This is a genomic window from Streptomyces amakusaensis, from assembly GCF_039532665.1.
GTDB classification, from domain to species: Bacteria; Actinomycetota; Actinomycetes; order Streptomycetales; family Streptomycetaceae; genus Streptomyces; species Streptomyces amakusaensis.
On the sequence record NZ_BAAASB010000001.1, the window covers coordinates 265,474 to 287,305 of the forward strand.

The 21,832-nt window shown below is 74.9% G+C and carries 6 protein-coding genes, 1 tRNA gene and 3 pseudogenes; 9 read left to right on the forward strand and 1 reads right to left on the reverse strand.

All coding sequences use genetic code 11. The features are described from left to right. Window positions 1-16: 16 nt before the first annotated feature. From ABD371_RS01045 to ABD371_RS01080, 9 genes and pseudogenes are all read left to right on the forward strand, one after another. Window positions 17-4,699, forward strand: a pseudogene (locus tag ABD371_RS01045) (type I polyketide synthase); the annotation flags it as partial. After that, the gene (locus ABD371_RS01050) at window positions 4,696-10,335 is read left to right on the forward strand and encodes a type I polyketide synthase (protein ID WP_344471566.1); all 5,640 of its coding nucleotides are present in this window, start codon (window positions 4,696-4,698) and stop codon (window positions 10,333-10,335) included. The pseudogene ABD371_RS01045 and the gene ABD371_RS01050, both read left to right, overlap by 4 nt. Then, a pseudogene (locus ABD371_RS01055) lies at window positions 10,332-15,326 on the forward strand (type I polyketide synthase); the annotation flags it as partial. The gene ABD371_RS01050 and the pseudogene ABD371_RS01055, both read left to right, overlap by 4 nt. Before the next feature lie 279 nt (window positions 15,327-15,605). Next, window positions 15,606-16,688, forward strand: a pseudogene (locus tag ABD371_RS35940) (thioesterase domain-containing protein); the annotation flags it as partial. 49 nt (window positions 16,689-16,737) lie between these two features. Beyond that, a complete protein-coding gene (locus tag ABD371_RS01060) occupies window positions 16,738-17,985 on the forward strand; it encodes a cytochrome P450 (protein WP_344471570.1) in 1,248 nt (415 codons plus the stop codon). A 43-nt stretch (window positions 17,986-18,028) separates the two neighbouring features. Beyond that, window positions 18,029-18,511, forward strand: a complete 483-nt coding sequence (locus tag ABD371_RS01065; RefSeq protein WP_344471572.1) for a nuclear transport factor 2 family protein — start codon at window positions 18,029-18,031, stop codon at window positions 18,509-18,511. Continuing rightward, on the forward strand, window positions 18,501-19,298 hold the full coding sequence (locus tag ABD371_RS01070; RefSeq protein ID WP_344471574.1) for an oxidoreductase: 798 nt from the start codon (window positions 18,501-18,503) through the stop codon (window positions 19,296-19,298). Before ABD371_RS01065 ends, ABD371_RS01070 begins: the two co-directional genes overlap by 11 nt. 136 nt (window positions 19,299-19,434) lie before the next feature. Further along, window positions 19,435-19,507: transfer RNA gene (locus tag ABD371_RS01075), tRNA-Arg, on the forward strand. Window positions 19,508-19,623: 116 nt separating this feature from the next. After that, window positions 19,624-19,977: a hypothetical protein gene (locus ABD371_RS01080; RefSeq protein WP_344471576.1), complete on the forward strand. Its 354-nt coding sequence runs from the start codon at window positions 19,624-19,626 to the stop codon at window positions 19,975-19,977. 79 nt (window positions 19,978-20,056) lie between these two features. Here the strand turns inward: ABD371_RS01080 and ABD371_RS01085 are convergent, their stop codons facing one another. Continuing rightward, window positions 20,057-21,295: a tyrosine-type recombinase/integrase gene (locus ABD371_RS01085; RefSeq protein WP_344471578.1), complete on the reverse strand. Its 1,239-nt coding sequence runs from the start codon at window positions 21,293-21,295 to the stop codon at window positions 20,057-20,059. Window positions 21,296-21,832 lie beyond the last annotated feature (537 nt).

Below are 21,832 nucleotides of genomic sequence, written 5' to 3' on the forward strand. Positions count from 1 at the left end.
ACAGCGCGCCGCCGTCGAGCCGGTGGCGATCGTCGGGATGGGCTGCCGCTACCCGGCGGGCGTGGCCTCTCCCGAGCAGCTGTGGGAGCTGGTCCTGGACGGCCGCGACGCCGTGTCGGGGTTCCCGGACGACCGGGGCTGGGACCTGGCGTCGCTCTTCGACGACGATCCCGACCGGCCGGGGACCTCCTACGCCCGGGAGGGCGGCTTCCTCCACGACGCCGCGGAGTTCGACGCGGCCTTCTTCGGCGTCTCGCCGCGCGAGGCCCTCGCCATGGATCCGCAGCAGCGGCTGCTCCTGGAGACCTCCTGGGAGGCGGCCGAACGGGCCGGGATCGACCCGCTCTCCCTGAAGGGCAGCTCCACCGGTGTCTTCGCCGGGGTGATGTACCACGACTACGGGGCCCGGCCGGGCCTGGACACCGCCGAGGTGGAGGGATATCTCGGCACCGGCAGCGCGGGCAGCGTCGCCTCGGGGCGGATCTCCTACACGCTGGGTCTGGAAGGGCCCGCCGTGACCGTGGACACGGCGTGCTCGTCGTCGCTGGTGGCCCTGCATCTGGCCGTGCAGGCGCTGCGCCGGGGCGAGTGCTCGCTGGCCTTCGCCGCCGGGGTGACGGTGATGTCGACCCCGGCCACCTTCGTGGAGTTCAGCCGGCAGCGCGGGCTGGCCCCGGACGGCCGCTGCAAGTCGTTCGCCGACGGGGCCGACGGGGCCGGCTGGAGCGAGGGCGGCGGGGTGCTGCTGCTGGAGCGGCTCTCCGACGCGCGCCGCAACGGACGCCGGATCCTCGCCGTGGTGCGCGGCAGCGCGGTGAACCAGGACGGCGCGAGCAGCGGGCTCACCGCGCCCAACGGGCCCTCGCAGCAGCGGGTGATCCGCCGGGCGCTGGACGACGCGGCGCTGTCGCCCTCGGACGTCGACGCGGTCGAGGGACACGGCACCGGAACGCCGCTCGGCGACCCGATGGAGGCCCAGGCGCTCCTGGCGGCCTTCGGCGGCGAACGCGAACGCCCGCTCTGGCTCGGCTCGGTGAAGTCGAACATCGGCCACACCCAGGCGGCGGCCGGGATCGCCGGGGTCATCAAGATGGTGATGGCGATGCGCCACGGCGTGCTCCCCCGGACGCTCCACGTGGACAGACCGACCACCCAGGTGGACTGGTCGGCCGGCTCGGTGGAGCTGCTGACCGAGACCCGGCGGTGGCCGGACCCGGGGCGTCCGCGCCGCGCGGGGGTGTCGTCCTTCGGCATCAGCGGCACCAACGCCCATGTGATTCTGGAGGAGGCCCCGGCGGAGGCCGGCCCTTCGGCGGACGCCGCTCCGACGGCGGACGGCCCGCTGCCGTGGCTCCTGTCGGGCCGGGACGGGGGCGCGCTGCGCGACCAGGCGGAGCGGCTGCTGCGGCAGCTGGAGAGCGAGCGGGAACCGCGCCTCCCGGAGCTGGCGCACTCCCTCGCCACCACCCGGTCGGCCTTCGAGCACCGCGCGGTCGTCGTCGCGTCGGACCTCGCCGGGCTGACGGACGGTCTGCGCCGGCTCGCGGCGGGCGGGTCACCGGCCCGGGGCGCGCGCGGCGAGGCCTCCGGCGGCGGGCGGGCGTTCCTCTTCACCGGGCAGGGCGCGCAGCGGGCGGGCATGGGACGGGAGCTGTACGAGCGGTTCCCGGCCTTCGCCGGGGCCCTGGACGCGGTCTGCGCGGAGCTGGACCGCCATCTCGACCGGCCGGTCCGCGACGTGGTCTTCGGCGAGCCGGGCGCCGGCTCGCTCCTGGACCGGACGGCCTGGGCCCAGCCGGCGCTGTTCGCGCTGGAAGTGGCGCTGTACCGGCTGGTGGAGTCGTGGGGTCTGCGGCCGGACCATGTGTGCGGCCACTCCGTCGGCGAGCTGGCGGCGGCCCACGCGGCCGGGGTGCTGTCGCTGGCGGACGCGGCGCTGCTGGCCGTGGCCCGGGGCCGGCTGATGCAGGCGCTGCCGCCGGGCGGGGCGATGACGGCGGTGCGGGCCACGGAGGAGGAGGTCGCCCCGCTGCTGGCCGAGCGGGTCGGCCGCGCGGACCTCGCGGCGGTGAACGGCCCCTCGTCCGTGGTGATCGCCGGGGACGAGGACGCGGTGGCCGAGGTGGCGGCGCACTTCGCCGGGCTGGGGCGGGACACGAAGCGGCTGCGGGTCGGCCACGCCTTCCACTCCCCCCGCATGGACGCGATGGTGGAGGAGTTCGCGGGCGTGGTGCGGGGGGTGTCCCTGGCCGCGCCCCGGATTCCGCTGGTGTCCACGCTGACCGGGGCGCTGGTGACGGCCGATGAGGTGTGCGCGCCCGAGTACTGGGCCCGGCACGCGCGGGAGACGGTCAGATTCCTCGACGCGGTCCGGACGCTGGAGGCCGAGGGCGTCACCGAGTTCCTGGAGCTGGGGCCCGACGCCGTACTCGCGGCGATGGGCCAGGAGTGCGTCACCGGCGGCGAACGGGTCTTCGCCTCGGCCCTGCGCCGCGACGAGTCCGAGCGGCGGACGCTGCTGGAGGCGGTGGGCCGGATGTACGCGCGCGGCGCGGAGGTGCGGTGGGAGAGCGTGCTCACCGCCGGTACGGCCGGTGCCGGGGCCGGGGCGGACCCCGCGCCGCCCCGGTGGGTGCCGCTGCCGACGTACGCCTTCCAGCGCGAGCGGTACTGGCTCCGGTCGAAGGACCGGGCCGACGGCGACCGGGCCCGGGTGGACGACCACCGGTACCGGATCGACTGGGCGGCGCTGCCCGGGGCCCCCGCGCCCCCGCCGGGCGGCCGGTGGCTGATCGTGTCGTCCGCCGGTGCGCGGGGAGCGGCGGAACGGCTGGCGGAGGCGGCCCGGCTCGCCGGGGCCGGCGAAGCCGCCCACCTCGTCGTCGACGCCGCCACGGGGACCGACCGGGCCATGCTGGCCCGTCGTCTCGCCGGGGCGGCCGGGGCCGCCGCCGGGGAGAGGCCGCCGACCGCCGTGGTGTCGGTGCTGGCGGCGGACGAACGTCCCTCGCCCTTCCCCGGGCTCACCCGGGGCCTCGCGATGACGGTGACGCTGGGGCAGGCCCTGGGCGACGCCGGGATCGACGCCCCCCTGTGGTGCCTCACCGAGGGCGCGGTCGCCGTCGGCGACGACGACCCGGTCCGCTCCCCGGCGCAGGCGGCCGTGTGGGGGCTGGGCCGGGTGGCCGCGCTCGAATGGCCCCGGCGCTGGGGCGGCCTGGCCGATCTGCCGGAGTCGGCGGACGGGCCCGCGCTCGCCCGGCTGCTGGGCGTCCTCGCCGGCCCCGGCCGCGAGAGCCAGCTGGCGCTGCGCGCCGGCGGGGTCCTCGGCTGCCGTCTGGTGCGCTCCCCGCTGGCCGGGTCCCCCGTCCGGCGCTCCTGGCGGCCCACCGGCACCGCGCTGGTGACCGGAGGGACCGGCGGGCTCGGCGCGCACGTCGCCCGCTGGCTGGCCGGACAGGGCGTCGGCCGTCTGGTCCTGCTCGGCCGCCGGGGACCGAACGCCCCCGGCGCGGCCGAGCTGGCGGCCGAACTCACCGCTCTCGGCGGCGAGACGACCGTCGTCGCCTGCGACATCACCGACCGGGACGCCCTGCGCCGGGTCGTGGACTCGCTCCCCGCCGAACAGCCGGTCACCACCGTCGTCCACGCGGCGGGCGCGATCCACGGCGAGAAGCCGCTGGCGGAGTGCGATCTCGCCGAGATCGCCGGGGTGCTCGCCGCCAAGGCCGAGGGCGCCGCGAACCTGGACGCCGTCTTCGACGGCTCGTCCCCCGGCAGGTCCCCCGACGCGTTCGTGCTCTTCTCCTCCGGGGCCGGGCTGTGGGGCAACACCGGGCAGGCGGCGTACGCGGCGGGGAACGCGTATCTGGACGCTCTGGCGAGCGAGCGCCGGGCCCGCGGGCACGCCGCCACCTCGGTGGCGTGGGGCGCGTGGGACGGCGGCGGGATGGCCGGCGCGGACGGGGCGGGCGAGCTGCTGCGCGCGCGGGGCATCCCGCTGATGGCCCCGGAGACGGCCCTCGAAGGCCTGCGGGCGGCGCTGGAGAGGGAGGAGACCGCCACGGCCTTCGCCGCCGTCGACTGGGACCGGTTCGCCCCCGCGTTCAGCGTGTCCCGGTCGGGCGCGCTGCTGGACGACCTGCCCGACGCGCGGCGCGCGGCGCGCACCGGGGCCGGGCCCGCGCGGGCGGACGCGCTGCGGGAGCGGCTGGCGGGGCTGCCCGCCGACGAACAGTCGCGGATCCTGCTGGAGCTGGTGCGGACCCACGCGGCCGACGCCCTGGGACACCGCACCCCGGACGGCGTCCGCGCCACGACGGCGTTCAAGGATCTCGGCTTCGACTCGATGGCCTCGCTGACCCTGCGGAACCGGCTCAACGAGGCCACCGGTCTGACCCTGGCGACCACGGTGGTCTTCGACCACGCCACGGCGGCAGCGCTCGCCGGGCAGCTGCGCGCGGAACTCCTCCCCGACGGCGGGACGGCCGGCACGGCACTGGCCGACCTGGACCGGCTGGAGGCGGCGGTCGACTCGACGGCCCCCGGCGATCAGACCCGTACCCGGGTCGTGGCTCGGCTGCGGACCCTGCTGTGGAAGTGGGACCAGCCGGACGAGGCCCCGGGCGGGGACGCGCTGACGTCGGCGAGCGACGACGAGATATTCGACATCCTCAACAAGGAGCTTGGCATCTCGTGACCACGGCAGAGGACAAACTTCGCCAGTATCTGAAGCTCACCGCCACCGAGCTGCGCCAGACGCGGGCCCGTCTCGACCAGGCGGAGCGGCGGGAGCACGAACCGGTCGCGATCGTCGCCATGGGATGCCGCTTCCCCGGGGGCGTCGACTCCCCGGAAGAGCTGTGGCGGCTGGTCGCCGACGGGAGGGACGCCGTCTCCGGCTTCCCCGAGGACCGCCGGTGGGAGCTGGAGAGCCTGTACGACCCGGAGCCCGGCCGGCCGGGGAAGAGCTATGTGCGCACCGGGGCCTTCCTGGACGACGCGGCGGGTTTTGACGCGGAGTTCTTCGGGATCAACCCGCGCGAGGCCCTCGCCATGGACCCCCAGCAGCGGCTGTGGCTGGAGGTCTCCTGGGAGGCGCTGGAGCGCGCCGGCATCGACCCGAAGTCCCTGCGGGGCAGCCGGTCCGGGGTCTTCGTCGGGCTGACGCACCAGGGGTACGCGTTCCCCGCGCGGCCGAGCGCGGACGACGAGGCGGCCGGCTACCGGCTGACCGGCAGCACCGCGGCCGTGGCGGCGGGGCGCACCTCCTACGTACTGGGGCTGACCGGTCCCGCCGTGACCGTCGACACGGCCTGTTCGTCCTCGCTGGTGGCGCTGCACCAGGCGAGCAACGCGCTGCGCTCCGGCGAGTGCTCGCTGGCGCTGGCGGGCGGGGTGACGGTGATGTCGACGCCCGGCGCCTTCGTGGAGTTCAGCCGTCAGCGCGGCCTCGCGGCCGACGGCCGCTGCAAGCCTTTCGCGGCCGGGGCCGACGGCACCGGCTGGGGCGAGGGCGCGGGGGTCCTCGTGCTGGAGCGCCTCAGCGACGCCGAGCGCAACGGGCACCCGGTCCTCGCCCTCGTCCGGGGCTCCGCCGTCAACCACGGCGGCGCGGGCAACGGGCTGACCGCGCCCAACGGGCCCTCGCAGCGGCGGCTCATCGAAGAGGCGCTGGAGCGGTCGCGGCTGTCGCCGTCGGACATCGACGCGGTCGAGGCCCACGGCACCGGGACCACCCTGGGCGACCCGATCGAGGCGCGGGCCGTCCTGGCGGCCTACGGGCAGGGCCGCCCGGAGGACCGGCCGCTGTGGCTGGGCTCGGTGAAGTCGAACATCGGCCACACCCAGGCGGCTTCCGGGGTCGCGGGCGTCATCAAGATGGTGATGGCGATGCGCCACGGCGTACTCCCCCGGACGCTCCACGTGGACGAACCGACACCCCATGTGGACTGGACCGCCGGGCATGTACGCCTGCTCACCGAGGAACACCCCTGGCCCACCGCCGAGAACCGGCCACGCCGCGCGGGCGTCTCCTCCTTCGGCGTCAGCGGCACCAACGCCCACGTCATCGTCGAACAGGCCCCCGACACCGGGGACGACCCGGCCCCGGTCCCGGCCGTCCCGTCGGCGCTGCCGTGGGCGGTGTCCGGGGCGAGCCCCCGGGCGCTGCGCGCGCAGGCGGCGCGGCTGGCCGCGTACGCGAACGCCCACCCGGAGATCGGCGACGCGGACATCGGCCTCTCCCTCGCGACGACCCGGTCCGCCCTGGCGCACCGGGCGGTCGTGATCGGCTCCGGCAGGGACGAACTGGCCGGTGCGCTCACGGCCCTGGCCACCGGGGCGGAGTCCCCCGCGGTGGTCACCGGGCGGCCCGGCGGCGGGGCGGGCGGCGACGGCGCGGGCGAACGGGCGAAGACCGTGTTCGTCTTCCCCGGCCAGGGCTCGCAGTTCGCCGGGATGGCCGCCGGTCTGCTGGACTCCTCGCCGGTCTTCCGGAACGCCGTGGAGGAGTGCGCCAAGGCGCTCGAACCGCATGTGAACTGGTCGCTGACGGATGTGCTCCGGGGCGGGGACGACGGCTGGCTGGACCGGGTGGACATCGTCCAGCCCGCGCTGTTCGCGGTCATGGTGTCGCTGACCGCCCTGTGGCGGTCGGTGGGCGTGACGCCGGACGCGGTGGTCGGCCACTCCCAGGGCGAGATCGCCGCCGCGTGCGCGGCGGGCGTCCTGTCGCTGGAGGACGCGGCCCGGGTGGTGGCCGTGCGCGGCAAGGCGCTGCGGGCGCTGGCCGGTCGCGGCGGCATGGCGACCGTGGCGCTGAACGAGGTCCGGGCCGAGTCGCTCCTCTCCGCCTGGGACGGCCGGCTGTCGGTGGCGGCGGTCAACAGCCCTTCGTCGGTGGTGGTCTCCGGCGACGGGGAAGCCCTGGAGGCCCTGCTGACCCGGTGCGCCGAGGACGGCGTACGGGCCCGCCGCGTCCCGGTCGACTACGCCTCGCACTCCCCGCAGGTCGAGGAGGTCCGCGAGAGCCTGATCGACGGGCTGGCCGGCGTCTCGCCCGAACCGGCGCGGGTGGCGTTCCACTCCACGGTCACCGGCGGCCCGCTGGACGCCGGCGAGCTGCGGGCCGACTACTGGTACCGCAATCTCCGGCAGCCCGTGCGGCTGGAGGAGGTCGTCCGAGGGCTGGCGAAGGACGGGTACGGCGTCTTCCTGGAGATCAGCCCGCACCCGGTGCTGACGGTCCCGCTCCAGGAGACGATGGAGCACGCCGGGGCGGAGAGCGTACTTGTCACCGGCTCGCTGCGCCGGGACGACGGCGGCCCCGAGGGCTTTCTCCGCGCGGCGGGCACGCTGTACGCCGAGGGCGTCCCGGTCGACTGGGCCGGGGTGTTCGCGGACAGCGGGGCCCGGCGGACGGAGCTGCCGACGTACGCCTTCCAGCGGCAGGGGTACTGGCTGGACGACCGCGACACGGGCGCGGACCTCACGGCCGCCGGCCTCGCGCCGGGCGGCCACCCGCTGGCCGGCGCGGCGGCCCTGGCGGCGACCGGGGAGAGCCTGGTGCTCAGCGGGCGGATATCGGCCCGTACCCATCCCTGGCTCCTCGACCACGCCGTGCACGACACGGTCCTGCTGCCCGGGACGGCCTTCCTCGACCTGGCGCTGCACGCGGGCCGGGAGCTGGGGGCCGGCCGGGTGCGGGAGCTGGCTCTCCAGGCCCCGCTGATCCTGCCCGGGGACGGTGAGGTGACGCTTCAGACGGTGGCGGAGCGCCGGGCCGACGGATCGGGCTGGAACCTGAGCGTGCACTCCAGGACCGGGGACGACGAGCCCTGGACGCGGCACGCGACCGGCGTGCTCACCGAGGACGCGCCCGCGGAGGGCCCGGAGAGCACCCCGTGGCCGCCGCGGGACGCGGTCGCGGTCGATGTGGGCGACCACTACGCCCGGCTCGCCGACCGGGGGTACGCGTACGGCCCGGCGTTCCAGGGGCTGCGCGCCGCCTGGCGGCTGGGGGACAGCGTCTTCGCTGAGGTGCGGCTCGACGGGGAACAGCTCGCCGGGGCCGAGTCGTTCGGCGTGCATCCGGCGCTGCTGGACGCGGCCCTCCAGTCGGTCGCGCTGCTCGGCCGGGAGGGCGCGGCGGGGACGGCGGCGGAGGCCGGGGACGGGGACGGGGAGTCCACCACACGGCTGCCCTTCGCGTGGAGCGATGTCTCGCTCCACGCGGTCGGGGCGTCGGCGCTGCGGGTACGGCTGACGCGGACCGCGCCGGACACCGTCTCCCTCACGCTCTCCGATCCGTCCGGCGGCCCGGTCGCGTCCGTCGGCTCGCTGGCCCTGCGGCCGGTCGAGCTGCCCCGGCAGGGGCTCGCACCCCGGCAGGACGGTCTCTTCCGGCTCCGCTGGCCGGCGGCGGAGCCCGCCCGGAAGACCCCGCCGGTCGACTGGGCCCTGGTGGGCCCCGCCGCCGGGCGGTTCACGGACGCGGACGAGGGGGTGCGCCGCCATCCCGGTCTCGCCGCGCTGAGCGAGGAGATCCGGGCGGGCCGTCCCGCACCGGACGCGGTGGTGACGTTCCTCGCCCCCGGCTCCGAGGCCGGGGCGGGGACGGGCTCGGTGCACACGACGGCGGCACGGGCGCTCCGTCTGCTCCAGGAGTTCCTCGCCGACGAACGGTTCTCCCCGTCCCGGCTGGTCCTGGTGACCGCCGGCGCGGTGGCCGCGCGCCCGCGCGACGTCCCGGACCCCGGCCAGGCGGCGGTCTGGGGACTGGTGCGGACCGCCCAGACCGAGCACCCCGACCGCTTCGTCCTGGTCGACACCGAAACGGACCCCGGCACCGGTACCGGCGGGCTGTCGGCGGAGCTGCTGGGCACGGCCCTGGCCTGCGGCGAACCCCAGGTCGCCCTGCGCGACGGCGAAACGCTGACGCCCCGGCTGGCCAAGGCCGACGGACCGGACCGCCGCCCCGCCGACTCCCCTGCCGCGCGGTCCCCCTTCACCGGGGGAACCGTCCTGATCACCGGCGGCACCGGAATGCTCGGCGGTCTGATCGCGCGGCATCTGGCGGCCGGGCACGGAGCCACCCGGCTGCTGCTGCTGAGCCGTCGGGGCCCGGCGGCCCCGGGCGCGGCGGAGCTGCTGTCGGAACTGGCCGGGCTGGGCGCGGAGGCGGAGGCCGTCGCGTGCGACGCGGCCGACCGGGACGCGCTGGCGGCGGTGTTGGCCAAGGTCCCGGCGAGCGCTCCGCTGACCGCCGTGGTGCACACCTCCGGGGTGCTGGAAGACGGGGTGGTGACCGGCGTGACACCGGAACGGCTGGCGTCCGTCCTCCGGCCGAAGACGGACGCCGCCGAGCACCTGGACGCACTGACCCGGGAAGCGGGCCTCTCCGCGTTCGTGCTGTTCTCGTCGGCGTCCGGAGTCCTCGGCACGGCGGGGCAGGGGGCGTACGCCGCCGCGAACGCGGCCCTGGACGCGCTGGCCCAGCGCCGCCGGGCCGAGGGCCTGCCCGGCACCTCACTGGCCTGGGGCTTCTGGGAGCAGGCCGGCGGAATGACCGGCCATCTCGCCGGGACGGACCTGGCCAGGATCGCGCGTTCCGGGATGCGGCCCCTGACCTCGCGGGAGGGGGTGCTGCTCTTCGACCGGGCGCTGGACGCGGGAGACGCGGTGCTCGTCCCCATGCGGATCGACGCCTCGGCCCTGCGGGCACGGGCCGCCGCCGGAGCGGTCGCGCCGGTGCTCCGGGCGCTGGCGGCCCCCGGACCGCGCCGGGCGGCGGCCCCGCCCGGCGGCGGAAGTCCCGCCGGACCGGCCCTGATCGAAGGGCTCGACGCGCTGTCCGGGGAAGAGCGCTCCAGCGCCCTGCTGGAGCTGGTGCGCACGGCCGCCGCTGCCGTGCTCGGACACCGCTCCCCGGACGACGTGCCGGAGACCAGGGGCTTTCTGGAGCTGGGGTTCGACTCGCTGACGGCGGTCGAGCTGCGCAACCGGCTCGCGGCCGGCTGCGGGCTGCGGCTGCCGACCACCCTCGTCTTCGACCACCCCACCCCCCGGGCCGTCGCCGCGCACCTCGGCACGCTGCTGGCCCGGGACGGGGACGGGACCCCGGAAGCCGTCGAGACGGGTCTCGACCGGCTGGCGGACGGGCTGCGCGCCCTGCCGCCGGACGACCGGGCGCGGGAGAGAGCGGTGGCCCGGCTGTCGGAGCTGCTGGCCGAACTGGCCGGGCCCGGCCGGGCCGGCGGACCCGGCGGACCCGGCGGGCTCGACTCGGCCAGTGACGAAGAGCTGTTCGACCTGGTGGACAAGCACTTTCTGTGAGTGGGACGAGAGGCCGTCGGGCCGGCCGAGAGGGGTGGAGCGCAATGGCGGACGAGATCAGACTCCGTGAATATCTCAAACGGGCGATCTCGGAGGGGCAGCAGACACGGCTGCGCCTCGACGAGACGGAGGCGAAGGCGCGGGAGCCCATCGCCGTGATCGGCATGGCCTGCCGGTTCCCCGGCGGGGCCCACAGCCCCGAGGAGCTGTGGCGGCTGGTCTCCGACGGACACGACGCGCTCTCCCCGCTGCCGGCCGACCGGGGGTGGGACCTCGAACGGCTGCTGAACTCCGGCACGGACCGGCCGGGCAGCTCCCACTCCGGAGTGGGCGGCTTCCTGAAGGACTCGGCGGATTTCGACCCCGAGTTCTTCGGGATCAGCCCGCGCGAGGCCCTCGCCATGGACCCCCAGCAGCGGCTCCTCCTGGAACTCGCCTGGGAGGGCTTCGAGCGCGCCCGGCTCGGCCCCGACGCCCTGCGCTCCAGCCCGACCGGCGTCTTCATGGGCGTGATGTACAGCGATTACGGCAGCCGTCTCCAGCACGCGCCGGAGGCGCTGGAGGGCTACCTCGGCAACGGCAGCGCGGGCAGCGTCGCGTCCGGCCGGCTCTCGTACACCTTCGGCCTGACCGGCCCGGCGGTGACGGTGGACACCGCGTGCTCCTCCTCGCTGGTGGCACTGCATCTGGCGAGCAACGCGCTGCGCTCCGGCGAATGCTCGCTGGCGCTGGCGGGCGGGGTGACGGTGATGTCGACCCCCGGCGTGTTCGTCGAGTTCAGCCGTCAGCGCGGCCTCGCGGCCGACGGCCGCTGCAAGTCCTTCGCGGCCGGGGCCGACGGCACCGGCTGGGGCGAGGGCGCGGGGGTCCTCGTACTGGAGCGCCTCAGCGACGCCGAGCGCAACGGGCACCCGGTCCTCGCCCTCGTCCGGGGCTCCGCCGTCAACCAGGACGGTGCCAGCAGCGGACTGACCGCGCCCAACGGGCCCTCGCAGCAGAAGGTGATCCGCCAGGCGCTGGAGCGGTCCCGGCTGTCGCCGTCGGACATCGACGCGGTCGAGGCCCACGGCACCGGCACCAGGCTCGGCGACCCGATCGAGGCGCAGGCCGTCCTGGCGGCCTACGGGCAGGGCCGCCCGGAGGACCGGCCGCTGTGGCTGGGCTCGGTGAAGTCCAACATCGGCCACACCCAGGCCGCCGCCGGGGTCGCGGGCGTCATCAAGATGGTGATGGCGATGCGCCACGGCGTACTCCCCCGGACGCTCCACGTGGACGAACCGACACCCCACGTGGACTGGACCGCCGGACACGTGCGCCTGCTCACCGAGGAACACCCCTGGCCCACCGCCGAGAACCGGCCGCGCCGCGCGGGCGTCTCCTCCTTCGGCGTCAGCGGCACCAACGCCCACGTCATCGTCGAACAGGCCCCCGACACCGGCTCCCCCACCGGTTCCCCCACCGCGCGGGAACCCGGCGAGGACGGCCTCGTCCTGCCGTGGGTGCTCTCCGCCAAGAGCGACGAGGCGCTCCGGGCCCGGGCCCGCGATCTGCTGGCCCATCTCGACGAACGGCCCCGGGAACGGCTCGTCGACACCTCCTGGTCGCTCACCCGGCGCGCGGCGCTCGACCGGCGCGCGGTGGTGGTGGCCCGGGGCCGGGACGGCGCGCGGGCGGCGCTGAGCGCCCTGGCCGGCGGGCGGCCCGCGCCCGGCCTGGTCCACGGCACGGCCGGCCCCGCCGGCCCGGCGGGACTGGCGTTCCTCTTCACCGGCCAGGGCAGCCAGCGCCGGGAGATGGGCCAGGCCCTGTACGCCGCCTTCCCCGCGTTCGCCGACGCGCTGGACACCGTCGCCGGGCAGCTGGACGCCCATCTGGACCACCCGCTCAAGGAAGTGGTGTCCGGCGCGCCGGGAGAGAGCGGCCTGCTCGACCGCACCGCCTACGCCCAGCCGGCGCTGTTCGCCTTCGAGGTGGCGCTGTTCCGGCTGCTGGAAAGCTGGTCCGTACGGCCGGACTTCGTCGCGGGCCACTCCGTCGGCGAGCTGGCCGCGGCCCACGTGTCCGGCGTGCTGTCCCTGCCCGATGCCGCGCTGCTGGTCGCGGAGCGGGGACGGCTGATGCAGAGCATGCCGCCCGGCGGGGCGATGACCGCCCTCCGAGCGAGCGAGGACGAGGTGCTGCCGCTGCTGGCACGGGTGAACGGCGAGGCCGCCGTGGCGGCGGTCAACGGCCCCTCGTCGGTGGTCGTCAGCGGCGACGAGGACGCGGTCGAGGAGATCGCGCGCCACTTCGCCGCGCTCGGGCGCGAGAACCGACGGCTCCGGGTGAGCCACGCGTTCCACTCCCCCCGCATGGAAGGCATGCTCGACGCGTTCCACGCGGTGGCGCGGACGGTGGAGTTCCGGCCGCCGCGCATCCCCCTGGTGTCGACGCTGACCGGGAACCCGGCCACCGCCGAGGAACTGCGCGACCCCGGCTACTGGGTGCGGCACGCGCGCGGCACGGTGCGGTTCCTGGACGCCGTGCGCACCCTCGAGGCCCGGGGCGTCGGCAGGTTCCTGGAGCTGGGGCCGGACGCCGCGCTCACCCCGATGGCCGAGAGCTGTCTGCCGGACGGCGCGGTGGTGGCCGCCGCGGCGCGAGCCGGCCGCCCGGAGGAGGAGACGCTGCTCACGGCGGTGTCCCGGCTGCACGCCCACGGCGTGCCGATGGAGTGGGACGCCTTCTTCGAGGGCAGCGGGGCCCGCGAGGTCGACCTCCCCGTCTACCCGTTCCAGCGGCGGCGCTTCTGGCTCGACGCGGGCCCCGCCGCGACGGGCGGCCGGCCGGCCCCCGCCGGGCAGCGCGAGGTGCGGCACCCGGTGCTCACCGCCGCCGTCGACCTCCCCGAGGACCGGGGGATCCTCTTCACCGGCCTGCTGTCCCCCGCGGACCTGCCCTGGCTCGCCGACCACACCGTCCTCGGCGCGCCGGTGCTGCCGGGGGCCGCGCTGGTGGACCTGGCGCTGACGGCGGGCCGGGAGGCAGGGCTGCCGGACGCCGAGGAGTTGACCCTCCGGGCCCCGCTGGTCCTCTCCGGGGACGGAGCCGTACGGGTGCAGGTCCTCGCCGGCGCCCCGGACGCCGACGGCCGCCGCCCGGTGAGCATCCGCTCCCAGCCCGTGGGCGCGCCGGCCGGGGACCCGTGGACACAGCACGCCACCGGCCTCCTCGGTCCCGTGGGAGCCGGGGAACCGGCCTCCCTCGCGGTGTGGCCGCCCGAGGGCGCGGCCGAGGCCGACGTCACGGGTCTCTACGACGAGCTGACGGCCGCCGGTCTGGGGTACGGGCCGGCGTTCCGGGGGGTACGGGCCGCCTGGCGGCGCGGTGCGGAGGTCTTCGCCGAGGTGGCGCTGCCCGGGGAACTCGCCGCCGAGGCGGGCGGATACGGTCTGCATCCCGCGCTCCTCGACGCCGCGCTGCACGGGGTCGGCCTGGGCGGCCTCGTCGACGGCGGGGGCGGGGCCACGGTGCCGTTCTCCTGGAGCGGGGTGACGCTGCGGGCCGCCGGGGCCGCCGCCCTGCGCGTCGCACTGGCCCCGGCGGGGCCCGGCGCCGTCACGGTGACGGCGGCGGACCCGGCCGGCGCGCCCGTGGCCTCGATCCGGGCCCTCGCTCTGCGGCCCATGTCCCAGGAGCAGATCAGCGCCGCCCGGGACGTACGACGCGAGGCGCTCTTCCGCGTCGACTGGACGGAGCCGGCGGCGCGCGGGACCGCGCCGGTGCGGCACTGCGCGGTCCTGGGGCCGCACTTCGCCGACGTCTTCGACGCGCTGGAGTCCTCGGGCGTCCGCGTCGGCCGTTTCGCCGGTCTGGCGGGGCTGAGCGACGCCGTGGCCGCCGGGGAGCCCGTGCCGGACGCCGTCGTCCTGCCGATGTCCCGGCCCGTGCCCCCGGCCCCGGCCGGCGGGGGCGTCGCGGCGGCCGGACGGGCCGCCGTCCACGAGGCGCTGGCGGCGGCGCGGGCCTGGCAGGCCGACGCCCGGTTCGCCGGAGCCCGTCTCGTCTTCGTGACCGGGGGCGCGCTGGCCGCGATCCCCGGGGAGGACGTCCCCGCGCCGGAGCAGTCGCCGGTGTGGGGCCTGATCCGATCGGCGCAGACGGAGAGCCCGGACCGCTTCGCGCTGATCGACCTGGACGGTTCACGGGCGTCGTCGCGCGCCCTGGCCGCCGCCCTGAGCCTCGGCGAGCCCCAGGTGGCGATCCGCGCGGGCCGTCTCTCGGTCCCCCGGCTCGTCCGGGCACGGCTCTCCCAGGACCCGCCGCCCGCCGAGGCCGCGCCCGGCACCGGCACCGGCACCGGCACCGGCACCGGCACCGGCACCGGCGGCACGGTGCTGGTGACCGGTGGCACCGGCGGTCTGGGCCGGCAGGTCGCCCGGTGGCTGGCCGAACGGCACGGGGCCCGCCGTCTGCTGCTGGTGAGCCGCCGGGGTCCGGCGGCCGAGGGCACGGCGGAGCTGACCGCCGAACTGGCGGCGCTCGGCGCGCGGGCCGACGTCGTCGCCTGCGACGTGGGCGACCGGGCCGCGCTGGCCCGGCTCCTCGACGGCGTCCCCGCCGCCCATCCGCTGACCATGGTGGTCCACGCCGCGGGAGTGATCGACGACGGCGTGCTCGGCTCGCTGACCCCCGAGCGGATGGACACGGTGCTCCGGGCCAAGCTCGACGCCGCCGCCCATCTGCACGAGCTGACCCTGGACGCCCCCCTCACGGACTTCGTCCTGTTCTCCTCGGCGTCCGGTGTCCTGGGCGCGGCGGGCCAGGCCAACTACGCCGCCGCGAACGCCTTCCTCGACGCGCTGGCGCAGCACCGGACGGCCCGGGGGCTGCCCGGCGTCTCCCTGGCCTGGGGGCCGTGGGAGGAGAGCGGCGGCGGCATGACCCGGGCACTGGACGGCTCCCGGCTGACCCGTCTCGCGCGCACCGGGGTGGCCGCCCTCTCCGTCGGCGACGGCCTCGCCCTGTTCGACGCGGCCCGGTCCGCCGGTGAGCCCGCGCTCGTCCCGATGCGTCTCGACACCGCCGTACTGCGCGGCGCGGCGGGCCGCGCGCAGCCGCCCGTCGTACTGCGGGGGCTGCTGCCCCCGGCGGGCCCGGCCGGGGGCCCGGCCCCGCACGGGCGGCGGCCGGCCGAACCGGGTGCGCTGGGCGCACTCGGTGAACTCGGTGCACTCGGCGAACTCGGTGCGAAGGAGCGCGGCGAGGCGCTGCGGGAGCTGGTGCGGGAGCGTGCGGCGAGCGTGCTGGGCCACACCGGCTCCGAGGCGCTGGACGACTCCCGGCCGTTCCTGGAGTCGGGGTTCGACTCGCTGACCGCGGTGGAGCTGCGGAACGCCCTGAGCGAGGCGACCGGTCTGCGGCTGCCCGCCACGGTGGTCTTCGACAGCGCCACCCCCGCCGGGCTCGCCGAGCGGCTCGGCGCGCTGCTGAACGCCGCCCCGCCCGGGCCGGGCTCCGGTGCGCCGCAGCCGGCGGACACCATCGACGTCCTGTACCGGGAGGCCTGCGCGCGGAACCGGATCGGCGAGGCGAACGAGTTCCTGATGGCGGCCTCCAGGCTCCGGCCCGCGTTCGCCGCCGGGGACGAGTCCGGCGTACGGGAGCCGGTCCGGCTGTCGAACGGCCCCGCGCTCCCCGCCCTGATCTGCCTCCCCAGCGTGGGGGCTTCGTCCAGCCCGCTCCAGTACGCGCGGTTCGCCACGGGCCTCGACGGCGTGCGCGAGGTGTCGACGCTGCCGGTTCCGGGCTTCATCGAGGGCGAGCTGCCGCCCGCCGACTTCGACGCCATGGTGGAGGCGCAGGCCCTGGCGGTGTCCCGGTGCGCCGGGGACGCCCCGTACGCCCTGGTCGGCTACTCCTCCGGCGGCTGGCTGGCCAACGCGGTCGCGGGGCGTCTGGAGCGGCTCGGCGGCGGCCCGTCGGCGGTGGTGCTCCTGGACACGTACTTCCTCGACAGCACGCTGCCGCTGATCCAGCCGGCCCTGACCCGGGGCATGTTCGACCGGGAGGAGACCTTCGGCCGGATCGGCCATGTCCGGTGGACGGCGATGGGCACGTATCTGCGGCTGTTCGCCGATTTCGCGCCGACCGCCACCCGCGCGCCCACCCTTCTGATCAAGGCCGCCGATCCGCTGCCCGCCGTGGAGGGCTCGCCGGCGGTGCCGGCCGGGGCCTGGGAGCACGCGCTGCCGTTCCCGATGGCGGTCGAGGAGGTGCCCGGGGACCACTTCAGCATCGTGGAGGGCGACGCGGGGACGGCCGCGCGGGCGGTGCACGACTGGCTCGTCGCCCGGTCCCGGGAGGCCCTGTGACGGGGCGTACGGGACCGATGTCCGGCAACTCACCATCGAGAGGACCAGAATGAGCGACACATCCACGACACCGACAGCTGCATCGGCATCGGCACCGGCCGCCAGTGAGGATCTGCACTCCTACCCGATGCGGCGGGGCTGCCCGTACGATCCGCCGGCCGAGTACACCGGGATGAGCGAGAAGGCCCCGCTCTCCCGGGTCCGGCTCTACGACGGCCGGATCGCGTGGCTGGTGACCCAGCACAAGGAGACACGGGCGATGTTCGCCGACGCCAAGCTCTTCTCGTCGGACCACGACAACCCCGCCTTCCCGATCCTGGCCGAACGGGAGAAGAACTTCCCCGAGTTCACCCAGGAGCTCTTCGGCCTCGACGGCGAGCCCCACCGGTCGCGCCGGCGCATGCTGCTGCCGCGCTTCACCAACAAGCAGGTGGAACGTCTGCGGCCGATGATCCAGGCGGTGGCCGACGAACTCATCGACGAGCTGCTGAGCCACGAGACCCCCGTCGACATGGTCGCGGTGCTGGGAAGGCCGCTGCCGTCACGGGTGATCTGCCAGATGCTCGGCATCTCCTACGAGGAGCACGAGCTGTTCGAGGTGCACGCCCAGGGCATCATGCAGGCCCCGGACCTGGAACAGGCCGTCAGGGCCGGGCAGGAGCTGCTGGACTACCTGGTGCAGGTGGTGGACGCGAAGCAGCACGATCTCGGCGACGATCTGCTGAGCACCCTCATCACCGAGCAGCTGAACACCGGCGCACTCACCTCGATCGAGGTGTCGAAGCTCATGGTCGCCCTGCTGATCGGCGGCCAGGAGACCACCACGAGCATGATCGGCCTGGGCACCCTGACACTGCTGGAGCACCCGGACCAGCTGGCGCTGATACGCGAGGACCCGAGCCTGCTGCCCGGAGCGGTGGAGGAGTTGATGCGCTTCCTGTCCATCGCCGACCTGACGACCCTGCGGGTCGCCACCGCCGATGTGGAGGTGGCCGGGCAGACCATCAAGAAGGGGGACGGCGTCATCCTCTCCACCGCCGCGGCCAACCGCGACGCCAGGGCCTTCGAGGCCCCCGACTCCTTCGACATCCGCCGCTCCTCCCAGGGCCATCTGGCCTTCGGCCACGGCCCGCACCGCTGCCTCGGGGAGAACCTGGCCAGGGCCGAGCTGGAGATCCTCTTCGGCACCCTCTTCGAGCGGATCCCCACCCTGCGGCTGGCGGTCCCGATGGACGAGGTCTCCATGAAGGTGGACATGACACTGGAGGGCCTCCACGACCTTCCCGTCACCTGGTGAATCCCCGCCCCCTCCCCTCCTCGATCCGGTGAAGGAACCACGTATGAACGACCGTCAGGCGATCATCGAGACCTGCGATCGCACGGGCTGGCACAGCGACCGCCGCGAATGGGACCGGGCCACCGCCCTGTTCACCCCCAAGGTCCTCCTGGACTACACCAGCCTCCTCGGCGGGACGCCGACCACGGTGACCCCGAAGGAGATCGTCGACTCCTGGGCCTCGGTGCTGGGCGGCTACGACAGCTCCCACCATCTGATGACCAACCACCTGGTCACCACCGACGAGGGGGGCGACGGGGCGGAGTGCACCGCCTCCTTCCAGGCGACCCACCGGCTGGACAACCCCATGGGGTCCCCGCTGTGGCGCATCGGCGGAACCTACCGATTCCACCTCGTGCGCCACGGCGGCGGATGGAAGATCGACCGGATGGCGATGACCATCCTCTGGACCGAGGGGAACAGGAACATCCTGGACCTCGCGGCCGAGCGGCAGGCGGCGACGGGAGAAGAGCACCATGGTTCATGACAACAGCGCACCGGCGGTCGCGGGCAAGCGCGCGCTCGTGACGGGCGGCACCCGGGGCATCGGCCTGGCCGTCGTGCGGCGGCTGGTCGCCGAGGGGGCGACCGTGGTGACCTCGGCACGCAAGGAGGCGCCGGGACTCCCCGACTCCGTACGGCTCGTGACCGCCGACGTGAGCACCACCGAGGGCGTCCGGCAGCTGGCCGACACCGCCCTGGAGATACTCGGCGGAGTCGACATCCTCGTCAACAACGCGGGCGGGGCCAGCAGCGGCGGCATGCCGCGCCTCGGCGGATACGCGACGATCTCCGACGAGGACTACGTCGAGGCACTCCAGACCAACTATCTCGCCGCGGTCCGGCTGGACCGGGCCATACTGCCGTCGATGATCGAGCAGGGCGGCGGGGTGATCATCGAGATGGCCTCGACCACCGCGTACCGGCCCGTCGGCGCCCTGCTGCACTACGGCGCGGCGAAGGCGGCCCTGGTCCATTACGCGAAGGGACTGGCGACCGAGGTCGCCCCGCACGGGATCCGGGTCAACAGCGTGATTCCCGGTCTGGTCAGGACGCCCGCCCTGGACCTGGTCGCGGACGACATCAGGGGATCCACCGGGCAGGACGGCGACGCCGTCGTCAACATGATCATCCAGATGGAGGGCGCTCCACTGAAGGGCGTCAGCGAGCCCGAGGACATCGCCGACCTGGTGTCCTTCCTCGTCTCGGACCGCGCCTCCCGCATCACCGGCGCCGGCTACGTGATCGACGGCGGCGCCCTCCCCCAACTCTGAAACCGGCCGGCCCCCACCCCCCGCACCCCCCTCCGAACCGGGCCCGGCCACCCACCGCCACCCACCTCCCGACCGATCACCGCGACCCTGGTCTCACCGGCTACACTGACGGCGGTACGCCAGTCCGCTGGCGAGCGCCTTCGTAGCTCAGGGGATAGAGCACCGCTCTCCTAAAGCGGGTGTCGCAGGTTCGAATCCTGCCGGGGGCACGCTAAAGCAGCAGGTCAGAGGCCCTGCCGTCCGTAAGGGCGGCAGGGCTTCCGGCTACCGGCACGGATTCAGCACACATGACGTGTGTGCGCCGAGGGTGGGGAGCTGTACCGCGATGCCCGCGAAGGACGAACTGGCCAAGCGCCGCCACGACAATCTGGTCGATCGCCTGGAGAGCCTGATGGCGGCCTCTCTGAAGCCCCGCTACCAGGGCTACCACGGTCAGCTGACCCTGAGCATCGGTGATCTCGAAGAGATGGGCGATCTCAAGGACGTGCGGCGTGCCGCCCGCGAGGCGGGCCGCCGCCTCGGCTGGCATCCGAAGACCCACCTCGTGGACGGCCGACTGTTCGTCTACGACGACCGTGAGGTCCCCCAGGAGATCAGCCGGTTGGCGATGCGCGACTCCGCCGAGGCGATGGAAGCCTTCATGCGCCCGTACCGGAACCAGAGCCCGCGAAGCAGCTGAGCGATGCGCTGACGCCGGGTGCCAGTCCGCCGGTCCGGTGGGCAGCACCCGGCACTCGTCCGCACGGATCAAGCACACATCACGCGACGACGCCCTCCAGAGAGGCCACCGTCTCGGCCGCCTCACGCGCCCTCGCCTCCGCCTTCTCCAGCCTGGCCTTCGCCTTGGCCAACTGCTTGGCCCGGCGCTTGTGCATCTTCTTCGACACCTCGTCCAGTCGGTCCGGGAAGAGGTGGCCGTAGGTGTCCAGGGTCAGCGTCGCCGACTTGTGGCCGAGCATGGTCTGGACGACATTGACGTCCGCGCCGCTGGCGATGGCGAGGGAAGCCGCCGTGTGGCGGAGCTTGTGCGGCGTGAGCTTGAGGTGGCCGAGGCCCGCCTTGGCGACGGCCGGGGCGAAGAATCGCTGCCGGAAGTTCCGGGCCCGTAGCGGTCCACGCTGCGGGGCGGTGAACAGCAACTCGGCATCGCCCCGCTTCTCGACGTAGGGCTTCAGCTCCTCGGCGAGGAATCGGGGGATCGGTACGGAACGGCGCTCGTGGTTCTTGGGCGTGTCGAGGTACAGCTTGCCGTTGTCCTCGACGTACGCCTCGACGATGTGCGCCCGGCAGGCGTCGAGGTCGACCCGCCCCACCTTCAGCGCCGACGCCTCGCCCCACCGCAGACCGGTATAGGCCAGCAGCAGGATGAACACCCGGTACTCGCCGGCCGCGTCCGCCAACGACTCGGTCTGCATGTCGTCGAGATAGACGTGATCAGCTGGCGCGGGCTTGGGCAGGGGCACCCCGACCGCCGGGTTGAACGCCAGACGGCGGGACTTCACCGCGAAGCCGAGGACCTGGCTGAGGATGACGTACGCCTTGCGCACCGAGCGAGCGCTGAGCTTCCTGCCGCCGGTCGCCTCGCCCGACAGCATGGCCGACAGCCATTCGGCCACGTCCTCGAAGCGGACGCGGTCGAGCGGTGTGGTCCCCCACCGAGGGATCACATGCACATCCAGAACGCCTCTGTATCGGTTCCGGGTTGACCGCTTGAGATGGATCTGGGCCGCCAGCCAGGAGTCCGCCACCTCAGCGAACTTCACCCGCGCGGCGGCGGGGTCGCGATACGAGCCGTCCGAGAGGCGGGCTTCCACCTTCGTCCGCTCGTTCTCGGCGTCGACCTTCCGGGCCAGCGTCTTCATCTTCGGTTTGCCGTCGGGGTCGTACCAGCGCACGCGGTAGCGGCCAGGAGGGGTCCGGCCGGCCTGCTTGGCCCGCGCGACCGCATGGGTGTACGCGGCGTGCCCGATGCGGTCCTCGATCCAGACGCGGGCCATCAGCCCTCGCTCCGGCAGATGGAGGACACACCCACCGCGCGACCTGTCGTCGTGGGCGGAGTTCGAATCCGGGCCCCTTCAGGAAGAACAGAATGGATCGCTTTCAATGGATCCTCAGATGAGTTGGTAGCCATGACAGATAGCTGTAACTCGAACTGGCCACCCAGCGCAAGGTTTAGCTCTAGAAACTGTTAATGGCTTCTGCCACTGCCCTTGCGCTCCGCATAGCCGCAGACATTCGGATCGCCAGGGGTCTTCGCTTCTCAGCCGCGATCAACCAGGGCCCTCGGGAGGAACCCTAGAGCACACCCGGACCAGCCCCAACCGCTCGGATGACCACGTGTCTCGGCCTGCTCAAACAGCCTGTAGCCCACGGGCGGGGCGTCCACTGCGGCCGTCCACGGGGTGGCCCCTCCCTCTCGACCGGGCCAACTATTTCGCCAACCGGGGATCCGCACTTACTGTTATTGAACTCCACCCGCCCAGCCTCACCGGGAGGGTGCGAGAACTCCGCACAACGGCATGCCCATGGCGCCA